This window comes from Carboxylicivirga marina, assembly GCF_016612505.1.
Taxonomy (GTDB): domain Bacteria; phylum Bacteroidota; class Bacteroidia; order Bacteroidales; family Marinilabiliaceae; genus Carboxylicivirga; species Carboxylicivirga marina.
The window spans coordinates 202,501-218,281 of sequence record NZ_JAENRR010000001.1 but is presented as its reverse complement, the minus strand read 5'-3'; the positions used below and the strand labels follow the sequence as shown (position 1 = coordinate 218,281).

The window sequence follows — 15,781 nt, the reverse complement described above, 5'->3', positions numbered from 1 at the left end:
CATATGCTGTATATTTGTGCGCTCAAAAATAAATTGATATGGGATTTGATCTTTTAAAAGGAAAAAGAGGGATTATATTTGGTGCCCTTAATGACATGTCTATCGCATGGAAAGTAGCCGAAAGGGCTTACGAAGAAGGAGCACGTTTTACATTGTCTAATACTCCAGTGGCCTGCCGTATGGGAGAGGTTGTTGAATTAGGTAGAAAGTGTGAGGCAGAAATTATTCCTGCAGATGCTACAAATGTAGCCGACCTTGAGAATGTTTTTGAAAAGTCAATGGAAGTGTTAGGCGGAAAAGTTGATTTCGTATTGCACTCAATTGGTATGTCATTAAATGTTCGAAAAAAGAGGGTTTATCATGATTTGGATTATAACTATCTGAATAAGACTTTGGATATTTCGGCTATTTCTTTCCATAAAATGTTACAAGTTGGTTTCAAAATGGATGCCATTAATGAATGGGGGTCTGTACTTGGCCTAAGTTATATCGCTGCTCAGCGTACATTTTACGGTTATAATGATATGGCAGATGCTAAATCATTGTTGGAGTCAATTGCCAGAAGCTTTGGATATATCTATGGTCGTGAGCGTAAAGTTCGTGTAAATACTGTTTCTCAGTCACCGACGGTGACGACTGCTGGTAGTGGAGTGAAAGGAATTGATGGTTTACTTGATTTTTCTGAACGTATGTCACCACTTGGAAATGCGGATGCTGCTGATTGTGCAGACTATTGTATCACTATGTTCTCGGATTTGACCAAGAAGGTAACCATGCAGAATTTATTTCATGATGGTGGTTTCTCTAATGTAGGAATGAGTCTCAGGGCAATGAATCAGTATAATAAGAGCTTTGATACTGACGATTTAGATGAAAAATACTAAAAAACAGAAAAGGGTGCTGAAAGCACCCTTTTTTTATAGGGTTAATTTACTTAAAAGCACATCGCTCAAAATTTTCATAGTCTTTTATTAATCATTAAATTTGGCGACGTTTTTATAGAAGATGGCAGTAATAATATGCGTCTGCTAAGTTATATTGTAGGACAAATCAACTTATCATGGATCAATACCGAATAAATCACCTTAAGGAACTGGAAGCTGAGTCTATCTATGTTATTCGAGAGGTAGCAGCTCAATTTGAAAATCCTGTGATGTTATTCTCCGGGGGGAAAGACTCAATTGTAATGTTTCACTTGGCTCGTAAGGCCTTTTGGCCTGCTAAAGTGCCATTTCCTTTGATGCACATCGATACTGGCCATAATTTTCCTGAAGCAATAGAGTACCGTGACCGCGTAATGGAAGAAACCGGAACAAAGTGTATTGTAGCTTTGGTTCAGGACTCCATTGATCAGGGGCGTGTAGTAGAAGAAAAAGGTGTTACCGCGAGCCGAAATAAATTGCAAACAACCACATTGCTTGATGCTATTGAAGGCAATAAGTTCGATGCTGCTATGGGTGGCGGTCGTCGTGATGAGGAAAAGGCACGTGCTAAGGAACGTTTTTTCTCACATAGAGATGAGTTTGGACAGTGGGATCCTAAAAATCAGCGTCCTGAACTTTGGAACATCTTCAATGGTCGTAAAAATATGGGAGAGCATTTTCGTGTATTCCCAATCAGTAACTGGACTGAGATGGATGTGTGGCAATACATCTACATGGAGCAGATTGAACTACCAAGCTTGTATTTTACGCACAAGCGTGAGGTGTTTAATCGCGATGGTGTTTGGATGGCTAAACTGCCATTTATGCAATTGAAAGAGAACGAAAAGTTAGAGACTTTAGATGTGCGTTGTCGTACAATTGGTGATGTGACATGTACGGGCTTAACACTTTCAAAAGCCAATACCTTAGAAGATATTATACACGAAGTAGCAGCAACACGTACAACCGAGCGTGGCGGAAGAGCAGATGATAAAAGATCTGAGTCAGCCATGGAAGATCGTAAACGCGAAGGCTATTTTTAAACTTTTGTCAAATCAGAAAAATCAATAATATGTCCGGAAAAGAATCAGGATATTTAGATATGGAGCTTTTACGCTTCACCACAGCAGGAAGTGTAGATGATGGTAAAAGTACATTGATTGGTCGTTTGTTGTATGATAGCAAGGCCATCTTTGAAGATCAGATGGAGGCTATTGAGCGTGTGAGTGAGCGATCGGGGCACGAAGAGGTTAATTTAGCACTTCTTACCGATGGTTTACGATCAGAGCGCGAGCAGGGGATTACCATTGATGTTGCTTATCGTTACTTTGCTACACCAAAACGTAAATTCATTATTGCCGATACCCCAGGGCACATTCAGTATACCCGTAATATGGTTACTGGTGCCAGTACTGCTAATGTAGCCTTGATTTTGGTTGATGCACGTCATGGTGTATTAGAGCAAACATTGCGTCATGCTTATATCGCGTCGTTGTTGCAAATACCTCACGTTATTTTTTGTATTAATAAAATGGACTTGGTAGACTATAGCCAGGAGCGTTTTGAGCAAATTAAAGCTGATATCGATGCTGTATCGTCTAAGTTATCAGTTAGAGATATCCGTTTTGTACCAATTAGTGCCTTAAAAGGAGATAACGTGGTTGATCGTTCAGAGCCAATGGCATGGTACGATGGCCCTACCTTAATGTACTTATTAGAGAATATTCATATTAGTAGCGATATTAATCATGATGATTTCCGTTTTCCAGTACAAAATGTAATTCGACCTCAATCAAGCGAGTGGCCTGATTACAGAGGTTATGGTGGACGCATCGCAAGTGGTGCTATACAGGTAGGTGATGAAGTGAGCGTATTACCAAGTGGTTTTACTTCTAAAGTTAAAACCATTGATATGATGGAAGAATCATTGCAAGTTGGTTTTGCACCTCAGTCGGTATCTATTACATTGGAAGATGAAATCGATATTAGTCGTGGTGATATGTTGGTGAAGAAAAACAACGGAACAGAGCCTAAGAATAGTCAGGATATTGAAGCGATGGTTTGTTGGTTTAACGAGCGTAAATTAATCCCGAGAGGAAAATACGTGATTCGTCATACGTCATCAGAGGCGCGCTGTATGGTTACTGAGGTTCAATATAAAATGAATATCAATACCCTAGAGAAAGATGAAGAAAACAATGATGTAAACATGAACGATATAGCTCGCATTAAGATTCGTTCAACTAAACCATTGTTTTTTGATTCATACAATCGTAACCGAATTACAGGTAGTATTATTTTGGTTGATGAAGCAACAAATGAAACGGTTGCTGCAGGTATGATTATTTAATAATATTAGGATATAAAAGTAAAAGCCGCTTTTCGAAAGAGAAGCGGCTTTTGTTATGGTTAAGAATAGGTTGGAGAAGGTTAAAACTTCCAACCAAAGGTAAAACTTGCCTGATGGTTTCTGTACTCAAGAGCTATTGGTTCATTAAATGATAAGCCCTCAAGCATTGCACCTTCACTCGTGTTTAAGTAATAATTGTCTTCATTGAATTTATAGGCGTAGGCTACGTCAAAAAAGAAGTTCTTACTGCGAATACCTATGCCTGTTGTGCCCATCCATTTTGTCAACTCTAAATCAACAAATTCGTCTTTAATAGGCGAGTCAAAGTAAGCAGCCCCTGCTCGGAGTGCAAAATATGGTACTGGTCTTATTTCAATTCCTGCTTTGAAATCATGCGTTATTTTCATTTGATTGTTGATGTCCTCATTTATTTGATTGAAAAGCGTGGCATAACCATCTTTTGATGTGAATTTTGACGATGTATGGTCTTTCATTTCATAATCAAATGATAAGAGGGCAAATTTGCCAAGAACGATGGCGGCGCTACCTTGAGCACGATAAGGAGTGCGGTAGCTATAAGTGAATTCACTTACGTTAGATGACGAATTGTAGTTTTTAAAGTCAACCAGGTATGAGTCAATGCCAGAATAATACTCTTCGTCTACTTCCATAAATGTTGGAGTGTGGAAAGAGGCTCCAAGGCGAATAGGGTGCAAATTAAGAATCATACCAAACTTGGCATTTATACCTAATCCTTTTTGATTTAGTTTGTTATACGCATCGAAATAATCCATGTCCTTAGGGCCGGAGGGATCGAAGCTGTTCACATTTACTTCTCTAAAGCTTTCGGTTTGCTCATAACGGAATGATTGAATGTTAACTGATGTACCAAGAAGTAGCACATGGCTGATGTTAGCGCCAAATGTAAAGCCGTATTCACCTGAATAACCGTCGCGTTCAATGATGTTGTATTGGTCGATGCCATTTACATTTCTATTGTATACAGTGCTGGTGCCATCATCATAATCAATCACGTCTTCGTACTGACTAAAGTAATGTGTGCCGTCTTCAAATAAAGGATCAAGCATGTAGGTGTCATATGCCCACCTGGCTCTTCCTCGTAAGTTTTCTGGGGTGGCATTGATTGGGATGAAGTTGCCGTTATTGTCGTAATATCCATGGGCTTCGTTTCGAATAACGCTTAGAAGTGTGCGAGCATCACTGATTTGCCCATCTATGTTGTAATCGCCATCAGTAACACCTCTGCCTATGAGCATAGATGTGTTTTCATTGAAGTCGGCTGTTCTGTTGTAAGTGAAGCCAAAGTGTGTGCTAATTAGTCCCTTATCTTTCTCTCTTAATGGTCGATTGGTGGTAACACCACCTGCCTGGTTAAAGGGAAAAGAGTATTTGTCATCTTTACTTACAAAGTTATTATATGTTGCCTTTGATTGATTGAGCGAGATGGAAGGTGTAAACGCAAATTCAGAGCTGCGATACACGGCAATGCCTGCAGGATTAATACTTAAGGAACTTAAATCGCCACCTAATGCTCCAAAAGCATTGGCCATGGCAAGTGAGCGTGATGTGCCTGTTAGTTCTCTTTTATTGAAACGAACTACATCGTCCAAATTTTGAGAACTAAGACTGCTTGCCATGCAGCAGCCTATCATTATTGTATATAGTGCCCTTTTCATAATGATTAATTTTTTTAGGTTAATAAGGAATGGTTATTATCTTCGGCCGCCTCCGCTTCGGCTTCCTCCGCTGCTTCGTGATGAACCGGAGCTGCCTGAGCTACTTGAACTGCCAGAACTTCTTGAGCTGCTCACGCTACTTCCGCTTGATCTGCTTCCGGAATTACTACTTGAAGAGCGACTAGGTGTGTACGAGCTTCTAGTAGAACTACCCGATGAACGACTTGGGGTGTATGAGCTCCTGTTGCTGCTTCCTGAAGAGCGAGTAGCTGAACTATTGCTGCTTCGGTTTGAACTACCCGAATAACTACGACTGGAACTTCTGCTAGTTGTGCTTCTTGTTGATGTGCCAGAGGTCCTGGATGATGATGGTCGTGTATAGCTTGAGTTTCTATTGTAGTTGCTTCGGCTTGAGTTATTTTTTGTGTTTGAGTAACTTGGTGTATAGCCTCTTCTGCTAGTTCCAACTTTTTGCGATGAATTGCTTGTTGAACCAGACTGACCGTTCACATTGCTTTTTGTACTGGTATTTTGTCTGTTGCTATAAGTGTATGTTCTCCCGGTATTAGTATTAGTTACAGTTTTGTTAGCGTTGTTAGTGTATGATACGCGAGTGTTTCCAACAGTGTATGATTCTCTTGTATTCGAGGTGTTAATGTAATTACTATTGCTGCTGCTTGTTCGTCCACCATCGGTTCTCCCTGAGCTAACGGTTCTGCTTCCACCTGGTCTAACCGAAGTAGCTTGCCCACCGCGAGGTTTGTATTCTCTGGTAGTTGCAATTCCTCCTGTTCCGCCACCGGGGTAGTAAGGTGGGTAGTAGCCTCCACCATAACCAGGGTAGTAGTGGTGATGATGTCCGTAATACGGGCCACACCAAGGGTCGTACCATGGTGAATACCAAGGATTGCAATATCCATATCCATAATTTGGATAGCCCCATCCCCAACTCATTGAGACATTCCAATTCCAGGTGTTGTTGTATCCATAGCCATACATGTAATCATTATACCAAGGGTTGCTCCATGTTGGAAAGGCGTATGCGTAATTTCCATCAACATATACATTCCAGTCCCAATTATTAAAATATACAATGTCGTTATATAGTGGAGACCAGTATGGGATGCCGTTAAAAGGGCCATGGAATTTAATAAGTCGTTCAGCGTAATCCTGGTCAAAACCTGAGCCATTAAAACCATCAACCCAATAGCCAGTTTCTTCATTGTAATAAACCAAAGTATCCATTTGCTCAATGGAGTCATTTGCTATTAGAGCCATGTAATCGGTTTGTATTTGAGAGAAATTGCGGTTGTCTTCAACGGCTAAATCCGATTTGTTGTATTCGTTTTTTAGCTGGTTTACCTCTTGCTTATCTTCCTTTCGAATTTCTTTGTCTTGGGCAATAGGGGAATATGAATCGTCAATGCTTACCGGATTACTTTTGGGTTTGTAGTATAAGTCATCATCATAATAACTACTATCAACCCATTGAGAAGAGCTACATCCACTTATAAGTAGAAGAATAAATAAGCCGAATATTGTATAAGTTTTCATCACTAATCCTCCGGTATTACATGGTTTAAATTCAATACAGAAATAAGCAAAAAACGTGCCGTAATATTAAAAAGTGTAAAAAAAGTTCAAATAAATGTTAATATTGAGCAATTGCCTGTTTCTGTTGGTGGCGAAGGGTGCAATATTAAAAAATCGACACTTACGACCTAATGAATTGGCTTAAATTTTCTTATTTTTGTGCCTCTTGTAAAGAAACGGATACAAATTAAGAAATAGAAAATGGCAAAAGTTTTAACGCCTAGGAGTGAAAGTTATTCACAATGGTACAATGATCTTGTACTCAAAGCAGATTTAGCTGAAAATTCAGCAGTACGTGGATGTATGGTAATTAAACCTTATGGGTATGCCATATGGGAAAAAATGCAGAGTGTTTTGGATCGTATGTTCAAAGATACTGGTCATGAAAATGCATATTTCCCGATTTTTATTCCCAAGTCATTCTTTAGTAAAGAAGCCGATCATGTTGAAGGTTTTGCTAAAGAATGTGCCGTGGTAACTCATTATCGTTTGATGAATGACCCTGATGGTGATGGAGTTGTTGTTGATCCGGAAGCTAAGTTAGAAGAAGAATTGATTGTTCGACCAACTTCTGAAACAATCATTTGGCATACCTATAAAAACTGGATTCAATCGTATCGTGATCTGCCAATTAAATGTAACCAATGGGCCAATGTAGTGCGTTGGGAAATGCGTACGCGTTTATTCTTGCGAACGGCTGAATTCTTATGGCAGGAAGGTCACACTGCTCATTCTACAAAACAAGAGGCGATTGAAGAAACTGAAACAATGATTAATGTTTATGGTGACTTTGCCGAGAAATTTATGGCTGTGCCTGTTGTAAAAGGTATAAAGTCAGCCAATGAGCGTTTTGCCGGAGCATTGGAAACATACACCATTGAGGCATTAATGCAGGATGGAAAGGCTTTACAGTCTGGAACTTCACACTTTTTGGGACAGAACTTCGCCAAAGCTTTTGATGTGAAGTTTGCTAACAAAGAAGGTAAAGAAGATTACGTTTGGGCAACATCATGGGGTGTTTCAACCCGTTTGATGGGGGCACTAATTATGGCTCACTCCGATGATCATGGTTTAGTATTACCTCCAAAATTGGCGCCTATTCAGGTCGTGATTGTACCAATTTTTCGTAAGCCTGAAGAATTAGCTAAGATTAAGGAAGCGGCCAGTGGATTAATATCTAAATTACGCGATAAAGGCATCGATGTTAAGTTTGATGATAACGACAATAAAAAGCCAGGTTGGAAGTTTGCTGAATACGAACTAAAAGGCGTGCCTGTTCGATTAGGATTGGGTCCTCGTGATTTAGAAAATGGAACGGTTGAAGTTGCTCGTCGCGATACATTGAGTAAAGAGGTTGTTGCCTTTGATGGTGTTGATGAGCATATCGTTAAGTTATTGGAAGATATTCAGGAGAATATATTTAATAAAGCCTTGGATTTTAGGGCTGAAAGTACAGTTTCGGTTGATACTTATGAGGAGTTTAAAGCTCAATTAGATAAAGGTGGCTTTATTATGGCTCACTGGGATGGAACGCCTGAGACTGAGCAGAAGATTAAGGATGAAACGAAGGCTACAATTCGTTGTATTCCTTTGGACCAGCCTGATGAAGATGGTGTTTGTATCTATTCAGGTCAGCCATCGAAAAAGCGCGTTATGTTTGCGAGAGCATATTAAGCAAATACATGATATTTATTACAGAAAAGGGAGACCATGATAAAGGTTTCCCTTTTTTTGTGCGAAAAAAACTAAATTAGCTACGAAGTATTGTTTATAAATTAAATTTAAAGCATTTCTTATGACTAGTGATGATGTTAAAAAGGCCATTGTTGGCATATTACAATCCAAGGCTTTAGTAAAACAAGATGTTTTTGAATCAACCAAAAAGAATTTTGATTTATTAAAAGAAGTGCTTGTTAGTGTTCAAAACGAATATAATCAAGAGTTGGGTGGCCAAGATAAACGTATTCAATTAGCATTTGAAGATAAAGGAGAGTTTGTAGCACAATTAAAAGTGGCTGGAGATATGTTGGTTTTTCATATGCACACCAATACTTTTGAATTCGATCGTGATCATGAAGTGTGGAAAAGTGACTATGTGAAACAAGATGAGAACAACTCGTATTGTGGTGTTGTTAATATTTACAACTTTTTGCACGATTCGTTTCGATATAATCGCGAGAATGATGCCGGCTATTTGATTGCCCGCATATTTATAAACAAAGAAGGTCATTATTTTGTAGAGGGAAAAAGGCAAAAGGGAACGGGAATTAATCATTTTGGAACATCAGTAATTAATGCGACTAACTGGCAAAAAATAATCGAGATTGGCATTGTATACTCATTAGAGTTTGATTTACTGGTACCGCCATATGATGACGTAAAAATTATCTCTATGATGCAAATGAATGGTGAAATAATGAGTTCTAAAATGCAAACAGGCAAGCGCTTAGGTTTTGTTTATAATGCCGATGATGTGAAACAATAAAAATTGTAGCCAGGACGTCAAATTTATAGATATCAGACAATTGAAATATTAAAATTAACACCGGCTAGCAGCTATTCGCTAATAGCTATCAGTTTTAAATATATGGAACAAGTATTAGAACGATTTTTGAAATATGTGGTTGTTGATACACAATCAGATACCGATACTGGTTTAACGCCTTCAACACCAGGTCAGATGGAATTTGCCAAATTATTGGCTGAAGAGTTGAAAACGATAGGGTTAGAGGATGTGACTCTGGATGAGAATGGTTATGTAATGGCAACTGTTCCTGCAACTACTGACGAAAATATTCCTGTTATCGGTTTTGTGGCACATATGGATACAAGTCCTGATTTTTCGGGAAAGAATGTAAAACCACGTATTATAAATAACTATAGGGGTGGCGACATTGTACTAAATGAAGCTGAAGGGATCACATTAAAAACCTCTGATTTTCCGGAAGTAGAAAAATACCTGGGGCAGGATTTGGTGATGACTGATGGAACAACCCTTTTGGGAGCTGATGACAAAGCTGGTGTGGCCGAGATTGTAACGGCTGCCGAATATTTGATCAAACATCCGGAGATAAAACATGGTAAAATTCGTGTTGGTTTTACACCTGATGAAGAAATTGGGGCAGGAGCGGATCATTTTAACGTAGAGCAGTTTGGTGCTGAGTTTGCCTATACTCTTGATGGTTCTGAAATAGGTGAGCTGGAGTATGAGAATTTCAATGCTGCCGGAGCAAAGGTAGTTGTGAATGGCAGGATGGTACATCCGGGCTATGCGAAGAATAAGATGCGTAATTCCATTCGTATTGCGAACCAGATTATGACCATGTTGCCTCGCCATGAAACGCCTGAACACACTGAAGGTTACGAAGGGTTTTATCATTTAATGTCTTTCAATGGCGATGTAGAGAAGACCGAAATGGTTTATATTATTCGTGATTTTAAAAGTGAGCGATTTAATGACCGTAAGCGCGAAATGCAACACCTGATTAATAAAATTAATGCGGAATACGGTGAAGGCACAGCTACAGTTGAAATTAAAGACCAATATTATAATATGCGTGAGAAAGTTGAGCCAGTGATACACGTGGTTGACTATGCTAAAGAGGCAATGGAAGAGGTTGGTGTAAAGCCAATTGTAAAGCCAATTCGAGGAGGTACTGATGGCTCGCGCTTATCATACATGGGACTTCCTTGTCCAAATATTTTTGCAGGTGGGCATAACTTTCATGGTCGTTTTGAGTTTGTGCCTGTGCAAAGTATGCAGAAGGCAGTAGAGGTTATTCTTAAAATTTCTGAATTAGTAGCAAAAAAGTAAAGAATCGTTGAACATCATTCAAGCATTTTTGTTTGAAGTGTGATTTGTCTTTTAAAGGAAATAAGTTTAACGATTAAAATAATAAAATTATGGCTGTATTAGTAGGAAAACAAGCCCCTGCATTTAGCGCTAGCGCTGTTGTTAATGGAGGAGAAATTGTTGAGAATTTCTCATTGGAGCAGTATAAAGGTAAGAAGTATGTGATTTTGTATTTTTACCCTGCCGATTTTACTTTCGTTTGCCCAACGGAGATTATCGCTTTCCAGGATAAAATGAAAGAGTTTGAGGCGCGTGACGTTGAAGTGGTTGGTGTTTCTGTTGATTCAGAGTTCTCTCACTGGAAATGGTTACAAACTGAACCTAAAGATGGTGGTATCAAAGGCGTAAAGTATCCTTTGGTTGCTGATAACAGCAAAACTATCTCTGAAAACTATGATGTGTTAGCCGGTGAGTATGACTACAACGACGATGGTCAGATTGTATTTAACGGTACACCAATGGCTTACCGTGGACTATTCTTAATCGACAAAGAAGGTCAGGTACGTCATCAGGTTGTGAATGATATGCCTCTTGGACGTAGTGTTGAGGAAGCCATTCGTATTGTTGATGCATTACAATTTTTCGAAGAAAATGGTGAAGTTTGTCCGGCCGACTGGCATAAAGGTGACAAGGGCTTAACTGCTACGCAAGATGGTATTGCAGATTATTTAGGAAGCAAGTAATAAAAGCAGTATACTTAATTGAAGGCATCTCCATTTGGAGGTGCTTTTTTTGTTATTCCACTTTCAAGTATGCGTTAATCTAAGTTTTAAAGCTTCCTTTCTTATTTGATAAGTTTCATGTTATTGCTAGAATCATTAACACTCGTTTTTTTCTTACTTTTGCGTCATGCGCAAGTACCTTGAGATTCATCCTGAAGATGAAGATTTATTTAAACAGCAACTATGTCAGGCTTCACGAAACGAAGGCGCTGCTGTTGTATTGGATGCCAATGGATTTGAAGCACAGGCATGTATTCAAAGTACCAGGAATTATGATTTTGTTGCAGGCTTGCAAAGTGTGGCGGAGTGTATCAACGATATACACCAATTAAAGCTTTTTCAAGATGAATGTAATGATTGGATATTAGGTTTTTTAAGCTATGATTTAAAGAATCAATTGGAGCAGTTATCGTCAAGTAATCCTGACAGAATAGAGATGCCCGATCTGTATTTCTTTCGTCCCCGTTATTTGTTTCTGTCAGATGGCATAAAATGGCAGTTAGGCTATTTAGATGATTATGATACCGAGGAATCAGCACTGGCTTATATCGATGATTTAAACGATGTTTGCTATCCTGAGGATGTTCTTGAGAATATTAAACTCAATCATCAAGTATCTCATAAAGAGTATTTAGAGGCTATTGAGAAGGTGTTGTGGCACATTCAGCGTGGCGATATTTACGAGTTAAATTATTGCATGGAATTTTTTATTCAGGATATTGATTTGGCTCCACAATGTGTATTTCAACGACTTAAAGAAGTTTCGCCAACGCCATTTGCATCCTTTGTAAAGTATCATGATAAATTTTTAATGGGCGCTTCACCCGAGCGATATTTAAAAAAGGAGGGAAGTCGTCTTGTTTCACAGCCGATAAAAGGTACTTCGCCACGTGATCCAAACTGGTTTATCGATAATGCTAACAAGCAATATTTAAGAAAGTCGGAAAAAGAACAGGCTGAGAATATAATGATTACCGATTTAGTTCGTAATGACTTGTCGAGAGTAGCTAAGCGTGGTTCCGTTAATGTAGACGAACTGTGTGGTATCTATTCCTTTAAGCAGGTTCACCAAATGATTTCCTCTGTTTCGGCTGAGCTCGATGGCGATAAATCGTGGATTGATGCCATCACTACATCGTTTCCGATGGGCTCGATGACCGGTGCTCCTAAGATTAGTGCCATGCAATTAATTGAACAGTATGAAAGTAGTAAACGCGGTGTGTATAGTGGAGCAGTAGGTTATGTAACACCCGATGGTGATTTTGACTTCAATGTGGTCATCCGAAGTATTCTTTATAACCAAAAGAAACAATGTGCCTCTTTTATGGTTGGTGGTGCTATTACTAATCAATCAGATCCGCAAAATGAATATGATGAATGTTTACTAAAAGCTTCAGCCATAATGAAGGTTTTTAATATTAAACACTAAGCCTATTTAAATGGATAAGCTCAGCTTCAAAAATATACAGCACGTTCTTGAAAGTAAGTGTCATATTGCTAGTGAGGATAAGCTGCTGGTAGCAGTTAGTGGTGGTGCTGATTCAATGGCATTACTAAACCTACTTATTGAGGGTGGTTATAAGTTGATAGCTGCGCATTGTAACTTTCAGTTGAGAGGTTCTGATTCTGATTCTGATGAGCAATTGGTTAAGGGCTTTTGCAACAGCAAGAATGTAAAACTTGTTACCACCGTATTTCAAACAAATGCCTATGCTCGTGAGAAGAAGATTTCAATAGAAATGGCTGCTCGTGAACTGCGTTACAATTGGTTTTCATCTTTACTCGATGAGCATAATCTGGATGCTATTGTGACAGGTCATCATGGTAACGATTCCATCGAAACATTTTTCCTAAACCTTGTTCGTGGAACCGGATTAAGAGGGTTAAGTGGAATTAGCTATCGAAATGGAAATATAATCAGGCCTTTGCTTGATTATCCGCGAGCATCTGTCGAAACCTATTGTGAGGTTAATAAGATTGCCTATTGCCACGATGAATCTAATGACGATACAAAGTTTATTCGTAACAAAATCCGTCACGATATCGTACCGGTATTGGAATCTATCAACCCTGTCTTTTTTGATACTATGCAGTCTAACCTGGCTCATCTGAAAGATGCAGAGCTAATGCTCAAAAGTGAAGTTGAGCGGTTTCAGGAAACTGATGTTGTTGATGAAGATGATAAAGTGATTATTCCCATTTCTAAGTTGGAGAATTATCCACACTATTCATCTTTGTTATTTGAAGTGCTTCGGCCATATGGTTTTAATTCAGCCGTTGTCGCAGAAGTGATTGACCATTTGCATGGTTTGTCTGGCAAGCAATTTTTTAGTGATTCGTATCGATTAATTAAGGATCGTCATAATTTGCTGGTATTGCCCATTGAAGAAGTTGGAGTGCAGCATTTTTGGGTTGAAGAAGGAGATAACCATGAGGAGGTATCGATGATTATTCAGGTGTATGATAAACCTAAAGGTTTCCGTTTTTCGCGTAATGCCGGGCTAATACATTTAGATGCAGACTTGGTTGACTTGCCCTTGTTGGTGCGTAAGTGGAAGAAGGCGGACTCATTTATGCCTCTTGGTATGACAGGTTTTAAAAAGCTTAGCGACTTTTTTATTGATGAAAAGTATAGCCTCAAAGATAAAGAAGATGCCTGGTTGATGGAGAGTGGCGAGGATATTGTTTGGGTACTGGGCAGGCGAATCGATGATCGCTTTAAAGTAACCAATAGGACTAAACGAATTTTAGAGATAGAATTGAAATAAAAAAGACCTTAAGGTTTTTAAGCCTTAAGGTCTTGTCTACTATAATTCTTTATTAATAATTGGATATTTGCCAATTAGTTGTTCAATCTCTGAAACGACTTCCTTTTTCTTTTCCTGAAACAAATCGGTATAATACTTAACTCCATCCGAAATGTTTTTCTGAAAAGCTGTTAACTGCTTCTTTTCTTTGTTGTTTTCTGGATTTGATAAGAAACTTTCAACACGTTTTTTAAAGATATCAAGGTACATGCCCAGTTCTTTTGTAAACATGTGTGGACGAGGGCGCTTATCTAATAAGTTAATACGACCATAAATGTGATCCACCATTTCTTTTAGGCTTGCTTCTTTTGAGAAATAAGCCAAATTTGGTCCCGGACAAACAGTTACCTTATCGGTCGGCCCAACTTCAATGTTTTTTGACTCAAGCAAAGAAACACCTAAGCCTACACACAAACATTCTTTTTCAGTAATTGTATCGTATGCTGTTTGATATGCTTCAGAAGGCAAGTTCTGCTCATTGAGCTCTGCCAATTTCTTTTTCTTGTATTGAGTTGATGCTGTACAAATTGGCTTCTCGGTATATTCAGTATTGTATTTCAAAAACTGCTTAGTACATGGCATTCCGTGCTTGCCATTTTCAGCATTAGTCAAGCGTTGTTCGCTCATCGAAGCCCATTTAATACTGTTGAATGGTACGCCAAGAGGCGACAATCCACTGAAGTATAGATCTTTCTCTTTAGCTTCCTTAAGCAGGTTTAAAGTTTTGGTATCGATGCTAACAGCTTCCGGAACCAGCATAAATGGTGTTCCCCAACCTACGCCATCCATCTCGTAGTGGTCCATTAAAAAGTTATGCTCTTCATTGGAGCCAACGCCACCCTGAGCAGTTACTTTTATCGAAGGCGTTGAGGCAGGTGCTGTCAGTTCTTTTTTAGCAAGTGCTGATTCGTATACGCTTTTACAAGTATCAAGTAGTTTATCGCGATTCGTTCTGAATTCATCCAGAATAGGCCCAAATAAAACACCATTGGTTGGGAATGCATGCCCGCCACAGTTTACACCGCTTTCAATGCGATATTCAGAAACCCAAAGTCCTTTTGCAGCAAGCATTTTACCTTGTACCAACGCCGAGCGAAAGTCACTAACTTTTAAGATGATTTTCTTTTTAAGCTGCCCATTGATATCAGGAAAGAAATCTTTGAATTTTTCTAAATAGCTATAAAGTCTTGGACTCATTCCTGCCGACAATACCAAAGATGAACTTAACTGGCTGTTAGCAAAGCCTCTTACAGCAGCATGAGCGTCGTTATATTCAATTGGTAATTCTTCGCCATTCTTAGAGTTAACTTTATCCAATTTAGTCATGATGTTAACATCAATATCTCCAATTGGTAAGTGTTCCTGAATCCAATTGCCTAGCTCTTCTTTAATCTGACGGCTCTTTTCAGCAATATTAAATTTCTCTTTTATGGATGCAAAATCAGGAAGCATATCAAAATACTTCTCTAACTCTTCACTCTTCTCGTAAGCTGTTTTCTTCAGGTCTGCAACTTTATTGCTAACAATGTCATCCACCATGTTTAAGTATGATGTGATGCGTTTAGCTCTAAAATCTTCTGCTTTTTCAGAAATAGCTTTAAATGGCAAATCAAATTTGTTACAATAAAACTCGCGCATCTGCTCCATTAAACTGTCATCTACTAATGATATTACAGATGAAATACCATAAGGCGCCACATTGATAGGTGTATCGAGTGTATAACCTAAGCCTAACACCGGAATGTGGAAAGTGTGTTTGTTTAATAAATCCATTGATTGTTATGGTTAATTAAGATAGCGAAGATACGTTATTAATGGGTACAAAAAAAACGACCC

At 38.8% G+C, this 15,781-nt stretch carries 12 protein-coding genes; 9 read left to right on the top strand and 3 right to left on the bottom strand.

The features are described from left to right. The first annotated feature begins 38 nt into the window (after positions 1–38). The 3 genes from JIV24_RS00835 (at position 39) to JIV24_RS00825 (ending at position 3,273) form a co-directional block, all read left to right on the top strand. The gene (locus JIV24_RS00835; protein ID WP_200463091.1) at positions 39–884 is read left to right on the top strand and encodes an enoyl-ACP reductase FabI; all 846 of its coding nucleotides are present in this window, start codon (positions 39–41) and stop codon (positions 882–884) included. Positions 885–1,060: 176 nt separating this feature from the next. Beyond that, positions 1,061–1,966, top strand: a complete 906-nt coding sequence (gene cysD, locus JIV24_RS00830) for a sulfate adenylyltransferase subunit CysD (RefSeq protein WP_234445653.1) — start codon at positions 1,061–1,063, stop codon at positions 1,964–1,966. Positions 1,967–1,995: 29 nt separating this feature from the next. Next, entirely contained in the window at positions 1,996–3,273 is a 1,278-nt protein-coding gene (locus JIV24_RS00825; RefSeq protein ID WP_234445652.1) for a sulfate adenylyltransferase subunit 1, read from the top strand. 80 nt (positions 3,274–3,353) lie between these two features. Here the strand turns inward: JIV24_RS00825 and JIV24_RS00820 are convergent, their stop codons facing one another. Further along, entirely contained in the window at positions 3,354–4,970 is a 1,617-nt protein-coding gene (locus JIV24_RS00820) for an OmpP1/FadL family transporter (RefSeq protein ID WP_200463090.1), read from the bottom strand. A gap of 36 nt (positions 4,971–5,006) precedes the next feature. Further along, positions 5,007–6,524 carry a hypothetical protein gene (locus JIV24_RS00815; protein ID WP_200463089.1) on the bottom strand — a complete coding sequence of 506 codons (1,518 nt, stop codon included), beginning with the start codon at positions 6,522–6,524 and terminating at the stop codon, positions 5,007–5,009. A 240-nt stretch (positions 6,525–6,764) separates the two neighbouring features. Here JIV24_RS00815 and proS point away from each other — a divergent pair, with 240 nt between their 5' ends. The 6 genes from proS (at position 6,765) to tilS (ending at position 13,906) form a co-directional block, all read left to right on the top strand. Continuing rightward, positions 6,765–8,237: a proline--tRNA ligase gene (gene proS / locus JIV24_RS00810; protein ID WP_200463088.1), complete on the top strand. Its 1,473-nt coding sequence runs from the start codon at positions 6,765–6,767 to the stop codon at positions 8,235–8,237. A 121-nt stretch (positions 8,238–8,358) separates the two neighbouring features. After that, positions 8,359–9,048, top strand: a complete 690-nt coding sequence (locus tag JIV24_RS00805) for a hypothetical protein (protein WP_200463087.1) — start codon at positions 8,359–8,361, stop codon at positions 9,046–9,048. Positions 9,049–9,150: 102 nt separating this feature from the next. Continuing rightward, on the top strand, positions 9,151–10,377 hold the full coding sequence (pepT, locus tag JIV24_RS00800; RefSeq protein WP_200463086.1) for a peptidase T: 1,227 nt from the start codon (positions 9,151–9,153) through the stop codon (positions 10,375–10,377). Between the two features lie 89 nt (positions 10,378–10,466). Further along, entirely contained in the window at positions 10,467–11,099 is a 633-nt protein-coding gene (locus JIV24_RS00795) for a peroxiredoxin (protein WP_200463085.1), read from the top strand. A gap of 166 nt (positions 11,100–11,265) precedes the next feature. Continuing rightward, positions 11,266–12,567: an anthranilate synthase component I family protein gene (locus tag JIV24_RS00790; RefSeq protein ID WP_200463084.1), complete on the top strand. Its 1,302-nt coding sequence runs from the start codon at positions 11,266–11,268 to the stop codon at positions 12,565–12,567. 10 nt (positions 12,568–12,577) lie between these two features. Then, positions 12,578–13,906, top strand: coding sequence for a tRNA lysidine(34) synthetase TilS (gene tilS, locus JIV24_RS00785; RefSeq protein WP_200463083.1), 1,329 nt, complete (start codon positions 12,578–12,580; stop codon positions 13,904–13,906). Positions 13,907–13,945: 39 nt separating this feature from the next. Here the strand turns inward: tilS and JIV24_RS00780 are convergent, their stop codons facing one another. Beyond that, positions 13,946–15,718 (bottom strand): hypothetical protein, encoded by a 1,773-nt coding sequence (locus JIV24_RS00780; RefSeq protein ID WP_200463082.1) that lies wholly within the window; start codon positions 15,716–15,718, stop codon positions 13,946–13,948. Positions 15,719–15,781 lie beyond the last annotated feature (63 nt).

Excerpts from the sequence above, each read along its gene's own strand:
- JIV24_RS00835 (WP_200463091.1), top strand. The coding sequence starts at position 39 with ATGGGATTTGATCTTTTAAAAGGAAAAAGAGGGATTATATTTGGTGCC.
- cysD (WP_234445653.1), top strand. The coding sequence starts at position 1,061 with ATGGATCAATACCGAATAAATCACCTTAAGGAACTGGAAGCTGAGTCT.
- JIV24_RS00825 (WP_234445652.1), top strand. The coding sequence starts at position 1,996 with ATGTCCGGAAAAGAATCAGGATATTTAGATATGGAGCTTTTACGCTTC.
- JIV24_RS00820 (WP_200463090.1), bottom strand. The coding sequence starts at position 4,970 with ATGAAAAGGGCACTATATACAATAATGATAGGCTGCTGCATGGCAAGC.
- JIV24_RS00815 (WP_200463089.1), bottom strand. The coding sequence starts at position 6,524 with ATGAAAACTTATACAATATTCGGCTTATTTATTCTTCTACTTATAAGT.
- proS (WP_200463088.1), top strand. The coding sequence starts at position 6,765 with ATGGCAAAAGTTTTAACGCCTAGGAGTGAAAGTTATTCACAATGGTAC.
- JIV24_RS00805 (WP_200463087.1), top strand. The coding sequence starts at position 8,359 with ATGACTAGTGATGATGTTAAAAAGGCCATTGTTGGCATATTACAATCC.
- pepT (WP_200463086.1), top strand. The coding sequence starts at position 9,151 with ATGGAACAAGTATTAGAACGATTTTTGAAATATGTGGTTGTTGATACA.
- JIV24_RS00795 (WP_200463085.1), top strand. The coding sequence starts at position 10,467 with ATGGCTGTATTAGTAGGAAAACAAGCCCCTGCATTTAGCGCTAGCGCT.
- JIV24_RS00790 (WP_200463084.1), top strand. The coding sequence starts at position 11,266 with ATGCGCAAGTACCTTGAGATTCATCCTGAAGATGAAGATTTATTTAAA.
- tilS (WP_200463083.1), top strand. The coding sequence starts at position 12,578 with ATGGATAAGCTCAGCTTCAAAAATATACAGCACGTTCTTGAAAGTAAG.
- JIV24_RS00780 (WP_200463082.1), bottom strand. The coding sequence starts at position 15,718 with ATGGATTTATTAAACAAACACACTTTCCACATTCCGGTGTTAGGCTTA.